The sequence below is a fragment of the Plantactinospora endophytica genome (assembly GCF_016862915.1).
GTDB classification, from domain to species: Bacteria; Actinomycetota; Actinomycetes; order Mycobacteriales; family Micromonosporaceae; genus Plantactinospora; species Plantactinospora endophytica.
On record NZ_BONW01000028.1, the window covers coordinates 39669 to 51723 of the forward strand.

At 70.3% G+C, this 12055-nt stretch carries 10 protein-coding genes; 6 read left to right on the forward strand and 4 right to left on the reverse strand.

What is annotated here, in order from left to right:
* Positions 1-133 precede the first annotated feature (133 nt).
* Positions 134-961 carry an ArsR/SmtB family transcription factor gene (locus tag Pen02_RS26260; RefSeq protein WP_203868779.1) on the reverse strand — a complete coding sequence of 276 codons (828 nt, stop codon included), beginning with the start codon at positions 959-961 and terminating at the stop codon, positions 134-136.
* 923 nt (positions 962-1884) lie between these two features.
* The gene (gene rfbB / locus Pen02_RS26265; protein ID WP_203869118.1) at positions 1885-2874 is read right to left on the reverse strand and encodes a dTDP-glucose 4,6-dehydratase; all 990 of its coding nucleotides are present in this window, start codon (positions 2872-2874) and stop codon (positions 1885-1887) included.
* A gap of 226 nt (positions 2875-3100) precedes the next feature.
* Between rfbB and Pen02_RS26270 the strand changes: the two genes are divergently transcribed.
* The 6 genes from Pen02_RS26270 to Pen02_RS26295 all read left to right on the forward strand — a co-directional run bounded on the left by Pen02_RS26270 (position 3101) and on the right by Pen02_RS26295 (position 9615).
* Positions 3101-4945 (forward strand): ABC transporter ATP-binding protein, encoded by a 1845-nt coding sequence (locus Pen02_RS26270; RefSeq protein ID WP_203868780.1) that lies wholly within the window; start codon positions 3101-3103, stop codon positions 4943-4945.
* Positions 4888-6924 (forward strand): ABC transporter ATP-binding protein, encoded by a 2037-nt coding sequence (locus Pen02_RS26275; protein WP_203868781.1) that lies wholly within the window; start codon positions 4888-4890, stop codon positions 6922-6924. Before Pen02_RS26270 ends, Pen02_RS26275 begins: the two co-directional genes overlap by 58 nt.
* 59 nt (positions 6925-6983) lie before the next feature.
* On the forward strand, positions 6984-7898 hold the full coding sequence (locus Pen02_RS26280) for an ABC transporter ATP-binding protein (protein WP_203868782.1): 915 nt from the start codon (positions 6984-6986) through the stop codon (positions 7896-7898).
* A complete protein-coding gene (locus Pen02_RS26285) occupies positions 7895-8749 on the forward strand; it encodes an ABC transporter permease (RefSeq protein ID WP_239141321.1) in 855 nt (284 codons plus the stop codon). Before Pen02_RS26280 ends, Pen02_RS26285 begins: the two co-directional genes overlap by 4 nt.
* Positions 8750-8803: 54 nt before the next feature.
* A complete protein-coding gene (locus Pen02_RS26290; RefSeq protein WP_203868783.1) occupies positions 8804-9073 on the forward strand; it encodes a PLD nuclease N-terminal domain-containing protein in 270 nt (89 codons plus the stop codon).
* Positions 9074-9348: 275 nt separating this feature from the next.
* A complete protein-coding gene (locus tag Pen02_RS26295) occupies positions 9349-9615 on the forward strand; it encodes a hypothetical protein (protein WP_203868784.1) in 267 nt (88 codons plus the stop codon).
* A 129-nt stretch (positions 9616-9744) separates the two neighbouring features.
* Here Pen02_RS26295 and Pen02_RS26300 read toward each other — a convergent pair whose 3' ends face one another.
* Together Pen02_RS26300 and Pen02_RS26305 are read right to left on the reverse strand one after the other, a co-directional pair.
* On the reverse strand, positions 9745-10977 hold the full coding sequence (locus tag Pen02_RS26300; RefSeq protein ID WP_203868785.1) for a glycosyltransferase: 1233 nt from the start codon (positions 10975-10977) through the stop codon (positions 9745-9747).
* 170 nt (positions 10978-11147) lie between these two features.
* The gene (locus Pen02_RS26305; protein ID WP_203868786.1) at positions 11148-12047 is read right to left on the reverse strand and encodes an SAM-dependent methyltransferase; all 900 of its coding nucleotides are present in this window, start codon (positions 12045-12047) and stop codon (positions 11148-11150) included.
* Between the last annotated feature and the right edge of the window lie 8 nt (positions 12048-12055).

Here is a 12055-nt window from a genome sequence, read left to right on the forward strand (position 1 = left end):
TCCGGCCCGGTGTTCGTCGGGCGCGTGGTCGGCCCGGTGCCAGGTTGGCTGGCACCGGGCCGGAGGCGCGGGTCGGGTCCGCCGGGGCTGACCGGGACCGGGAGGGCGGGTCAGCGACGTCCGGCTGGGTGGCTCAGGAGGCTTTCACCAGGTCGTTCTGCGGCTGCGTGGTGGGCGTGGTGGCCGGTCCCGCATTGGTGGCACCCGGTCGACCGGCCGTCTCCAGACGGTTGACGAGGGCGACGCCCAGTGGGGTGAGGCTGTGCCGGACGGTGTTCTGTCGCCGGTGGGTGGTGATCAGGCCGGCCTCGCGGAGTACTCCGGTGTGCTGGCTGACCGACGCGGCGGAGACGCCGAGCCGGCGCCCCAGCTCGGTCGTGGTGGAGCTGCCGGACAGCGCGCCCAGGAGCTTGCTGCGGGTACGGCCGACGAGCGCCGCCAGCGCCCGCTCCTTGTGCTCGTCGCGGTTCCAGAGGCGGTTCGCCGCCTCGACGGTGATCGGTGGGGTGTAGACCAGCACCGGCGGGCTGGCCTCGTCGTTGTGGGGTGCGAAGACGTCCGGACGGTCGAAGTAGAACAGCGACGGCGAGAAGAGGAGTCCCCGGTCGTCGATGAGTACGGTCCGGTCCGACCCGTTGCTGACCTCCAGGACCGGCGGCTCCCACGAGATCAGCGGATGCAGGCTGCGCAGGAAGCCGTCGACGCCGTGGCCGAGCATGATGTTGCCCCGGGACGCCCGGTCGGCTTCCAGGAAGTTGGAGACCGCCTGCCGGTACGGCGCGACCCCGCTGTCGTGGAACCGGCGCAGGATGGCGCTGACGCTCGCCGCCGGTTTGCCCGGCAGGTAGCTGGCCGCCATCTCCGGGTCGAACGCGGAGACGGGCGTGCGGAACATCTCGGCCGACGGTTGCAGAGCGTGTGCGACCGACTCGATCGCCGGTGCCCGGTGCCCGACCTGCATCCGTACGCCACGACGCCATCCGTCGAACAGGGCGGCGCCGGCGCTCCGACTGAAAAGACGTGCCGCGAATAGTGTTTCGGAGATTGGACAATAGCTTGATAGTAAGCGAACGCGCGCAAGCCCTTCAGTTGAGAAAACAACCCTCATGACATCCCCCGAGTTCGATATGCTCTCTGGCAGGCACCATACCCACCGAACCTTTCGTTGGCTAGCCTGCTCGGGAGGGTGGCACGCGCCGGTCGCTGCCGGGAAGCACCCGCTCCGGCGACCATTCTGAACTCAGGCTGCGACTTTAAATTATCGTGAAAGTCGTCAAATTCAGCCCCTGGCTCAAGTCGATGCTCCGCGCGCCAGCAGGGACCGTCGACCGTCGACCGCGCGGCGTTCTGCCCGCTTTGATCCCGGAAACAACTAGATCTGCTTGGCGGATGGCGCGGCTCCGCCACCTGACCCGACCGTCGGCAACGCGCGCCGGCCCACCTGCCGCCGAAGCCCGGCTGACCCCTCGTCCGGCGGGACCGCCCCGTTTCCGGTGGCCGACCAAGCCATTTCGAACTCTTGATGAATGGGTGCCGGACGATATTCGGAAAATATTCCAATAATATTGGCGGAGCGTGTTCGGGCGACCTGGAGGAGGTGGCCGGGGGCCGTCGGAGGCAACGTTTGCTGTCGGTGCCGGAAGCCTTGCTCCGGGTGATCCCGCTGCGGAGTCGGCGGCTGCGAGAATTCGCGGCGACGGCCGGTTGTCCGCGCGTGGCGGAGGGTGGGCGCCAACGGTGACCGACCGAGCGTCGGTAATCGCCCCGCGTCAATGTGGCCGGCGATGCTGGGTGGAACGCACCATGGATGCGCTCCCACGGAGGGTGACATCGGGCCGGACGGTGGTGCTCGGGGCGGCCGTTTAGCCCGGCCGCCCCGACGGGTCACCTACCCAGGGTCTGGTACCGCGCCTCCGCCGCCTTCTTGGCCGCGTCCCACCACCACTCGTTCGACCGGTACCAGGCGATGGTCGCGGCCAGTCCGGCCCGGAGGTCGTCGTACCGTGGCCGCCAACCCAGCTCCGACCGGATCTTGGTGGTGTCGTTCGCGTACCGCAGGTCGTGGCCGGGCCGGTCGGGGACCCGGTCGTACGCGTCGGCGGGCTGCTCCAGCAACGACAGGATCATCGCCAGCAGCTCGGCGTTGCTACGCTCGTCGCCCGAGCCGATCAGGTACGTCTCGCCGAGGCGTCCCCGATCGAGGATCGCGTGCACCGCGGCATTGTGGTCGTCCACATGGGTCCACTCCCGCACGTTCGTCCCCGAGCCGTACAGCTTGGGCCGCTCGCCCCGGAGGATGTTCGTGATTTGTCGCGGGATGAACTTCTCGACGTGTTGGTAGGGCCCGTAGTTGTTGGCGCAGTTCGACAGCGTGGCGGCCACGCCGTACGAACGCACCCAGGCGCGGACCAGCATGTCGGAGCCGGCCTTGGTCGCCGAGTACGGGCTCGACGGGTCGTACGGCGCGGTCTCGGTGAACCGGTCCGGGCCGTCGAGCGGCAGGTGCCCGTAGACCTCGTCGGTGGAGATGTGGTGCAGCCGGCAGCCGTGCCGGCGTACCGCCTCCAGCAGGGTGAACGTGCCGATGAGGTTGCTCCGGACGAACGGTTCCGGATCGTCCAGCGAGTTGTCCACGTGCGACTCGGCGGCGAAGTGCACCACCACGTCGGCCCGGCTGACCAGTCGGTCGACCAGTTCCCTGTCGCAGACGTCGCCGTGGTGGAAGGGTACGACCTCCACCACCGGGGCCAGGTTGGCCCGGTTGCCGGCATAGGTCAGCGCGTCGAGCACCTCGACGTCGTACTGCGGATGATTTCGGACGGTGTATTCGACAAAATTGGCCCCGATGAATCCGGCGCCACCGGTGACGAGCATCCTGGGCATGGACGGCATCATACGGACGGCCGAGCGGCAACCGCGACCACGGCGCGCGTAACCGCACTAAAATCACCTGTTCAAGGCTCCAATGAAAGAGCTCTCAGCATTGTCTTTAATGCACTCCGGAATGACATGGCAGTACTCTGTACCGGCTGGTTAGGCTCGCCGGCATGACCGATCTCGGCCGCTTCGCGTCGCCGCATCCCGCCCCGACCGGCGCCGGGTGCTGACCCGGCTGCTGCGGCGGTCGCTGCGGCCGTACCGCAAACTGCTCGGTCTTGTCATCCTGCTCCAGGTCGCCGCGACCACGGCGGCGCTCAACCTGCCGCGCTTCAACGCGGAGATGATCGACCAGGGCATCGCCCGGGGCGACACCGGCACGATCATCCGCTCCGGGTCGCTGATGCTGGTGGTGACCCTGGCGCAGATCCTCTGCTCCAGCGCGGCCGTCCGGTTCAGCGCCGACGCGGCGATGAGCATGGGCCGGGACCTGCGGGCCGAGGTCTTCCGCCGGGTCGGCTCGTTCACCGGCACCGAGATGCGCAGGTTCGGCGTGCCGAGCCTGGTCAACCGGACCGTCGGCGACGTCTACCAGGTGCAGTTCCTCGTCGTGATCGGCTGCACGGTGCTGGTCGCGGCGCCGATCATGTGCGTCGGCGGCGTCCTGATGGCATACCGGGAGGACCCGGGACTGAGCTGGCTGCTGCTGGTCGCCGTACCGGTGATCGCCCTGGCGGTCGGGCTGGTCATCCGGCTGATGGTGCCGCACTTCCGGCTGATGAGGCTCCGGGTCGACGCGCTCGCCTCGGTGCTGCGCGACCAGTTGGGCGGCGTCCGGGTGGTCCGGGCGTTCGCCCAGGAGCCCCGGGAACGGGAACGCTTCGGCCGGGTGAACGCGGACCTGACCGCCACCACCCTGCGGGCGGCGAAGCTCCAGATCATGCTGCTGCCCGTCGTCGTGCTGGCCTTCAACGTTTCCAGCATCGCCGTGCTGTGGTTCGGCGCCGCCCAGGTGGAGTCCGGCGCCCTCCAGGTCGGCGCGCTGATCGCGTTCCTCCAGTACCTGGTGCAGATCCTGATGTCGGTGATGATGGCCACCTTCATGGTCATCTCGGTGCCCGGCGCCGCCGTCTCCGCCGAACGGATCACGGAGGTGCTGGACACCCGACCGTCGATGACGACGGACCCGGCCGCCGGCACGACGGCACCCGGGGCAGCGGTGGCCGACGGTACGCCCGCGTCGAACGGCGCGGCGCCACACGGCTCGGCGAGGCCGGCGGCACCGAGGTCGGCTACCGGGGCGGCGGGTCCGAACTCCGCCGGTGGCAGCGGTGTCGAGCTGCGCGGCGTCTCCTTCCAGTACCCCGGCGCAGAGGCCCCAGCGCTGCGGGACGTCACGTTCCGGGCCGAGCCAGGGCAGGTCACCGCCGTGGTGGGCAGTACCGGGGCCGGCAAGTCGACCCTGCTGGCACTGATCCTCCGACTGCTCGACGCGAGCGACGGCGCGGTACTGGTGGACGGCGTCGACGTCCGGCGCTGGAACCCCGACGAGCTGCGCGACCGGATCGGCGTCGTACCGCAACGGCCGTACCTCTTCGCCGGCACCGTCGCCAGCAACCTCCGGTTCGGCAACCCGGACGCCTCCGACGAGGAGCTGTGGCACTGCCTGGAGGTCGCGCAGGCCCGCGAGTTCGTGGCGGCGATGCCGGGCGGGCTGGACGCCACCATCCGGCCCGGTGGGACGAACGTCTCCGGTGGGCAGCGGCAGCGGTTGACCATCGCCCGCGCCCTGGTGCGCCGCCCTGCGGTGTACCTCTTCGACGACTCCTTCTCCGCGCTGGACCTGCCGACCGACGCGCGACTGCGGGACGCGCTCCGGCCGTTCACCTCGGGCGCGGCGGTCATCGTCGTCGCCCAGCGGATCACGACCATCGCGGACGCGGACCGGATCGTCGTACTCGACGACGGTGCGGTGGCCGACGTCGGCCGACACGAGGAGTTGCTCGGACGATGCCCGACCTACGGCGAGATCATGGCGTCCCAACAGGCGGAGGTTCCCGCGGCGTGAACGGCGGTGCCGGGCGTACGCCGGGCAACCGCAACGGCCGCCGGAGCGTCGCCACCCCCGTCGAACGCTCGATCAGCTTCGGACCCACGGCGCGGCGGCTGCTCCGTGGGCTGCGCCCGTACCGGCTGCGACTGCTGGTCGTACTCGGCTTCGGCGTGGCCGGCGTGGTCTGCGCCGTCGTCCTGCCGACCCTGCTGGGCCGGGCCACCGACGTCGTCTTCTCGGGCGCGGTCGGCGCGAGTCTTCCCGCCGGCCAGACCGAGGCGGAGGCGGTGGCGGCGCTGCGGGCGTCGGGTGCGGAGAACCGGGCCGCCATGCTCGAACGGATGGACGTGCTGCCGGGCGCGGGCATCGACTTCGCCGAGCTGGGCCGGGTACTCGCGCTGGCGGTCGTCGTCGCCCTGCTGGCCGGCCTCTTCCAGTGGGGGCAGGTCCGGGTGCTGACCGGGGTGGTCAACCGGCACGTCCGGCTGCTGCGTTCCGAGGTGGCGGAGAAGCTGCACCGGATACCGCTGGGCTACCTCGACCAGCATCGCCGGGGCGACCTGCTGAGTCGGGCCACCAACGACGTGGAGAACGTCGCGCAGACGCTGCAACAGGCGCTCGGCCAACTGCTCACCGCAGTCCTCACCCTGGTCGGCGTGGTCGCCGCGATGCTGCTGCTCTCGCCGCTGCTGGCGGTCGTCGCGCTGCTCGCGGTGCCGCTGTCGCTGCTGGTCACCCGTCAGATCGCCAAGCGGTCGCAACGGCAGTTCGCCGCACAGTGGGCGGTGACCGGGAGCCTGAACGCGCACGTCGAGGAGGCGTACACCGGGCACGAGCTGGTGACCGCGTTCGGGCGGCGGCACGAGATGGCCGAGACCTTCGCCACCCACAACGACGGCCTGTACCGGGCCTCGTTCCGGGCCCAGTTCATGTCCAGCATGATCGTGCCGGCCACGATGTTCATCGGGAACCTCGGCTACGTGGCGGTCGCGGTCGTCGGCGGGTTCCGGATCCTCTCCGGCGCGATGACCCTCGGCGACGTGCAGGCGTTCGTCCACTACTGCCGGCAGTTCACCCAGCCGCTGAGCCAGGTGGCGTCGATCGCCAACCTGGTGCAGTCCGGAGTGGCGTCCGCGGAGCGGGTCTTCGCGCTGCTGGACGCACCGGAGCAGGAGCCCGAGCCGGACGCCCCGCCGCCCGCCCCGTTCCGGGGCCGGGTGACCTTCGAACAGGTGTCGTTCCGGTACCAGCCGGACGAGCCGTTGATCGAGGACCTCTCCCTGGACGTCGCGCCGGGCTCGACCGTCGCCGTGGTGGGTCACAGCGGCGCCGGCAAGACCACCCTGGTCAACCTGCTGATGCGGTTCTACGAGGTGGACTCCGGACGGATCCGGCTGGACGGCGTCGACCTGACGACGATGCGCCGGGCCGACCTGCGCAGCCGGATCGGCATGGTGCTCCAGGACGCCTGGCTGTTCGACGGGACGATCCGGGACAACATCCGGTACGCCCGCCCGCACGCGACCGACCAGGAGGTCCGGGCGGCGGCCCGGGCGGCCCGGGTCGACCGGTTCGTGCACTCGCTACCGGCCGGCTACGACACCGTGATCGACGTCGACAACGGTACGGTCAGCGCCGGGCAACGGCAGCTCATAACGATCGCCCGGGCCTTTCTCGCCGATCCGCAACTGCTGATTCTCGACGAGGCGACCAGTTCGGTGGACTCCCGGACCGAAATGCTGGTGCAGGAGGCGATGGCCGAGCTGCGGGCCGGTCGGACCAGCTTCGTCATCGCACACCGCCTCTCCACCATCCGCGACGCCGACCTCATCGTGGTGATAGCGCACGGGCGGATCGTGGAGCAGGGCGACCACGCCACTCTGCTGGCGGCCGGCGGCCCGTACCGGGAGCTCTACGACGCCCAGTTCGCCCGGCCCGTCGTCGACCTCGGCGACGTACCGGCTGACGGGCCGGCACGTATGACCCAGGTATGACATGGAATTCTGACCATGGCCAGACGCGCGGGACACCCCACTCCTGAAACCATTTACCTATGATCGTGGTGAAGGAGTTGACCAAGCGGTACGGCTCGACGCTGGCACTCGACAATCTGTCGTTCGAAGTCCGCCCGGGTGTGGTGACCGGCTTTCTCGGCCCGAACGGGGCGGGTAAGTCCACCACCCTCCGAATCATTCTCGGTTTGCACGAGGCGACCTCCGGCGAGGCGCTGATCGGCAACCGCCGGTACGACCGGATCCGCCGCCCGCTGCACGAGGTGGGCGCCGTGCTCGACGCCGATGCCGCGCACCCCGGCCGTACCGCCTTCCAGCACCTCGCCTGCCTGGCCCGGAGCAACGGCATCGGCAAGTCCCGGGTGACCGCGGTGCTCGAACAGGTCGGCCTGGCGAGCGTGGTGCACAAGCGGGTCGGCGGGTTCTCCCTCGGCATGCGGCAGCGCCTCGGCATCGCCGGCGCGCTGCTCGGCGACCCGGCCGTGATCCTGCTCGACGAGCCGGTCAACGGGCTGGACGCGGTCGGCATCCGGTGGATCCGGGGCACCCTCCGGGCCCTGGCCGCGGAGGGCCGTACGGTGCTGCTCTCCAGCCACCTGATGAGCGAGATGGCGCTCACCGTCGACCACGTGCTGATCGTCGGGCGGGGCCGGCTGCTGGAGGAGACCTCCATGACGGCGATGCGCGACCGGTTCGAACGTGACGTGCTGGTGCGCTCGCCCCGGGCCGACGAACTCGCCCCCATCCTGACCGGCCTCGGCGCCACCGTCACCCGTACCGAGGACGACGGGCTCGTGGCGGTCGGGGTGGACGCCCCCACCATCGGCGACGCCGCCGCTGCGGCGTCGATCCCCATCCACGGACTGACGCCGCGCAGCGCCTCGCTCGAGGACGTCTACCTGGAGATGACCAGCGACGCGGTCGAGTACCGGGCCGCCACGGAGAGGACGGCATGACCATGACCACCCTGCAGACCCGTCCGGACACGACGGAGACCGCCGCTGCCGCGGTCCCGAGTGTGTCGGCTGGACAGGTGTTCCGGGACGCGGTGGCGTCCGAGTGGATGAAGGTCCGGACGCTCCGGTCGACGTACGCGTTCTTCATCGCCGGAGTGGGCGCGTTCCTGCTCGGGATGTTCATCCTGTTCATGCTGATCCAGTCCTTCGACGCGGCCCCGCCGGAGAACCAGTCGAACTACGAGACCGCCGACCCGACCGTGGTGGTCATGCCGTTCGTGATGTTCTTCATCGGCGCGATCGGCGGCATGCTGATCACGAGCGAGTTCACCACCCGCTCGATCGGCCCGGGCCTGCTGGCCGTGCCGCAGCGCCGGACCCTGCTGGCGGCCAAGGCGACGGTGGTCGGTGCGATCGGTCTCTTCGGCGGGCTGCTCTTCGCGCTGCTGTCCTTCAGCGGCGCGACCCTGCTGCTGGGCGACCGCCCCGCACCGCTCAACCCCTGGCCCAACCCGACGGACGCCCTGCCGACGGTGTTCTGCGCGGCGGCGCTCGTGATGATCACCTGCATCGTGACGCTGGGCCTGGGCACCGTGCTCCGCTCGACGGCGTCGACGCTGACCACCCTGGGCGGCCTCGTCCTGGTGGCGCCGGTCTTCGCGCACTTCCTGCCGACGACGTGGCAGCTCCGGTTCGGCTCGATCCTGCTGCCGAACCTGACGCCGCAGATCGTGGGCGCCAACCACCCGTGGATGCTCTCCCAGGCCGGCGCGGTCGCCGTGGCGATCGGGTACGCGGTCGTCGCACTCGGAGTCGCCGCGTTCGCCTTCAAGCGCCGCGACGCGTCCTGACCCGATCCCATCCTCGAACACCCTGACCAGCCTCGTAGCGAAGGAGACGGTGAAATGTCGTACGTCGACAGCAACAGCCTCGTGATCGCCGCCGCGGACACCGGGACGACGATCGCCGGGATCCTCTTCTGGGTCGTCCTGGTGGCCGCCTACACCGCCCTGATCCTCTTCACCCTGTGGAAGGTCATCCACTCGGGGTTGGAAGACCGCGCCCGTACCCTCTGGGTCTGGCTGGTCGTCCTCGCCCCACTGGTCGGCATCATCGCCTGGTTCACGGTCGGCCGGCCGTCGCCCCAGGCACACCCGAACACCGACCACACGTAGGCCCCCCGGCCGACGTGTCAGGTCTCGCCTTCCCGACCCCGAGCCCCCGTAGGAGGTCGGGAAGCCGCGGGGGCCCGCCGAAAGGCGCGGCCCCCGTCGGCATGTCCGGGGTACGGCGCCCACTAACGGACGGGTGTACCCCGCCGTGGTACGCCCGGCCACGGTGCGAACCCCGGTCGCAGCGGCGACGGCGAGCCCGGTCGCGGCACTCCGTCGTGTATGCGTCGCTGCTACGGTGCCGCAACGGATCGGCCGACTGCCGAGGAGGAACTTCAATGGTGATCCAGTACTGGCACCTGGTGGTGATCGTCACCCTCGTCGCCCTGGCCGGGTGGGGTCTCCGGGTGGCACGGCAGCGGACGCTGCTCGGCCTGGCCGCCACTCTGCTGCTCGTCAGCGGCTTCCTGCTCTACACGTTGGTCATCGAGGAGTCGGCTGTCGAGAACGGCGTGGACGACCTGGCCCTGATCGGGATTCCCGCCGTCCTCGGGGTCGGCCTCGGCCTGCTCGCGGTCAAGCACGCCAAAGCCCGACGAGCCTGACCGATACGAACGGTGCGGTCCGGGAAGCCGACCCCCGGAGACAGACGACAGCGAGACCCTGACGAAGCGGGCCTTGGACGCGCATCGAGCCTCGTACTCCCGCCGCCAGCAGCGGCCGACGTACTGAGGCTAGGCGCGTAGGTCGGTGGTCGTCATGCGCTCGACCGCGAGCTGCGTACCGTCACGGCGGACGACGGCGGCGACGGATCGGGCCCGCTCGGCGACGTCCGGCTGGAGGGCGCACTTGAGCGCGCTCGTCAGCGAGTCGGCGGTCGGTACGCCGGGCGCGTGCGCGACCCCGATGCCGAGCTGTTCGACCCGTCCCGCCCAGTAGTGCTGGTCGTAGATCTGTGGGACGACGACGTGCGGCGCACCGGCCAGCGCGGTGGAGGTGGTGGTACCCGAGCCGCCGTGGTGGACGACCGCGGCGACCCGCCGGAACAGCGCCTGCTCGTTGACCTCGCCGACGGCGATGCAGTCGGATCCGTCGTCCGGCAGGGTCAGCTCGGCCCAGCCCCGGGCGACGACGGCACGGCGGCCGAGCGCACGAGCCGTCTCCACCATCACCTGTCCGAGGTCGTGCTGCACCCGGATGCTGCCGAAGCCGAAGTAGACCGGCGGTTCGCCGCTGTCGAGGAACGCCTCCAGTTCGGGCGAGAGTGGCCGCTCGTCGGGCAGGATCCAGGCGCCGGACTGGAAGACGTGCCGGTGGAAGACCTGCTGGTCGGCGGGCTCGGGCCAGGGGCCCAACGTCGGGTCGGCGTGCAGCCACGGCCGGTCGGTGAAGACGTGGCCGCGTACGTCGTCGAGCGCGGCCAGGCCGACGGAGGCCCGCTGGGCGTTGAGCGCGGCCCGGAACATGGTGTTCGTCTTCTCCGCGTCCCGGGCCCACAGCTCGCGGTGGTCGGCCCCGGGCGGCGCCGGGAGCTGGCCCGGCAGCGGCATCGGCGGCGGTGCGTGGTGCGGCGACGGCAGCATGTTGGGGCTGTACACGGCGAAGACGTAGCCGATTCCACGCATCTGCGCCACCGAACGGGCGGTCAGCAGCAGCGGGCTCGCCGCGACGATGACGTCGCAGCCGTCGGCCGCCGCCGCGATCTTGTCGAACTGGGCGGCGACCTGCGCCTCGGCCATTCCGCGTAACTGTTCCGGGGTGTAGGAGGTCCGTGGGCTGCTGCCGAGGACCTTCCGCATCGCGGCGCCGATCGGCGTGACCTCGATGCCGAGCCCGCCGATCCAGTCCTGGAAGTCGGGGGGTACGCACATTCGGGGCTGGTGGCCGGCGGCCTTCAACCGCACCGCCAGCGCCAGCAGCGGCTGGACGTCGCCTCGCGACCCGACTGTCGTCAGCAACACGCGCACGCGGAACTCCCCGTTGGTAGCGGCCGTGGTCATCGGTAGGTTGGCCGGCCGAGACGATGAACCGGCATGCGCTCGTCGTCGACCGCATGCCGGTTCGCTTGCACGACGAGGTTTCCGACGGGCAGAGGACTCGCCGCAGGTCCCCGCCCGGAGGTGTGTCGGCGCCGAACTCAGTCGGCCGGCAGGTGCGCGACCACGATGATCATTCCCTGCACCTGCTCCTTGGTCAGCAGGCGTCGCCATCCCTGCACGAGCTGCTCGTCGGTGAGACCCGGCGCGCCCTCCGTACCGTTGAGCAGCGGTCCGAAGACACCGAGGATCTTGTCCACCTCGGGCGGCACCGGGTTCTCCCGCGCGTACCGCCGCAGTTCGAGGTACGTCCACATGCCGGTGTACTTCACGTTGTCGGTGATGTCGGTGATCTCGTCGAGCACCAGTCCGGCCTGTGGCACGAACGCCTCGTACTCCTCGGCCTTGACCGGCGCGGCGCTGTGCCAGGAGTCGTACACGTTGACCACGGTCTGGTCGGCGCCGCCCTCCGGGCCCTCCCGGACCGTGAAGTCGGTCAGCGCGATCCGTCCACCGGGGCGGACCACCCGGGCGATCTCCCGCAGCGCCGCCACCCGGTCCTGCACGTGGACGATCGACTCGAAGGCCATCGCGTGGTCGAACGAGTTGTCGGGGAACGGCAGCGCGAGCATGTTGGCCTGCTCGAAGCGCACCCGGTCCGACACCCCCTCGGCGCGGGCCCGCTCGTTGGCCAGGCGCACGTCCTGCTCGCTGACCGAGATGCCGACGAGTTCGGCACCGCTGGACTTGGCCAGCCGTACGCCCGGTCGGCCGGGACCGCAGCCCACGTCGAGTACCCGCTGGCCCGGTCGCGCGTCGATCCGCTCGATCATCATGTCGGTGAACCGGTCGCTGGCCGTCTCGAAGTCGCTGTCGTCGTCGGGGCCGGTCCAGTAGCCGTAGTGCATGGCCCCGCCCTGGACCTTGGCGACGATCGCGTTCACCTGGTCGTAGAACGCCCCGACCGCCTCGGGCGTCGGAACCTTGTAGTCAACACTCATCGCTGTTC

Bases quoted from the DNA above. Each gene is read 5' to 3' on its own strand.
- Pen02_RS26260 (WP_203868779.1), bottom strand. From the start codon at position 961: ATGCAGGTCGGGCACCGGGCACCGGCGATCGAGTCGGTCGCACACGCT.
- rfbB (WP_203869118.1), bottom strand. From the start codon at position 2,874: ATGCTCGTCACCGGTGGCGCCGGATTCATCGGGGCCAATTTTGTCGAA.
- Pen02_RS26275 (WP_203868781.1), top strand. From the start codon at position 4,888: ATGCCCGACCTACGGCGAGATCATGGCGTCCCAACAGGCGGAGGTTCC.
- Pen02_RS26280 (WP_203868782.1), top strand. From the start codon at position 6,984: ATGATCGTGGTGAAGGAGTTGACCAAGCGGTACGGCTCGACGCTGGCA.
- Pen02_RS26285 (WP_239141321.1), top strand. From the start codon at position 7,895: ATGACCATGACCACCCTGCAGACCCGTCCGGACACGACGGAGACCGCC.
- Pen02_RS26290 (WP_203868783.1), top strand. From the start codon at position 8,804: ATGTCGTACGTCGACAGCAACAGCCTCGTGATCGCCGCCGCGGACACC.
- Pen02_RS26295 (WP_203868784.1), top strand. From the start codon at position 9,349: ATGGTGATCCAGTACTGGCACCTGGTGGTGATCGTCACCCTCGTCGCC.
- Pen02_RS26305 (WP_203868786.1), bottom strand. From the start codon at position 12,047: ATGAGTGTTGACTACAAGGTTCCGACGCCCGAGGCGGTCGGGGCGTTC.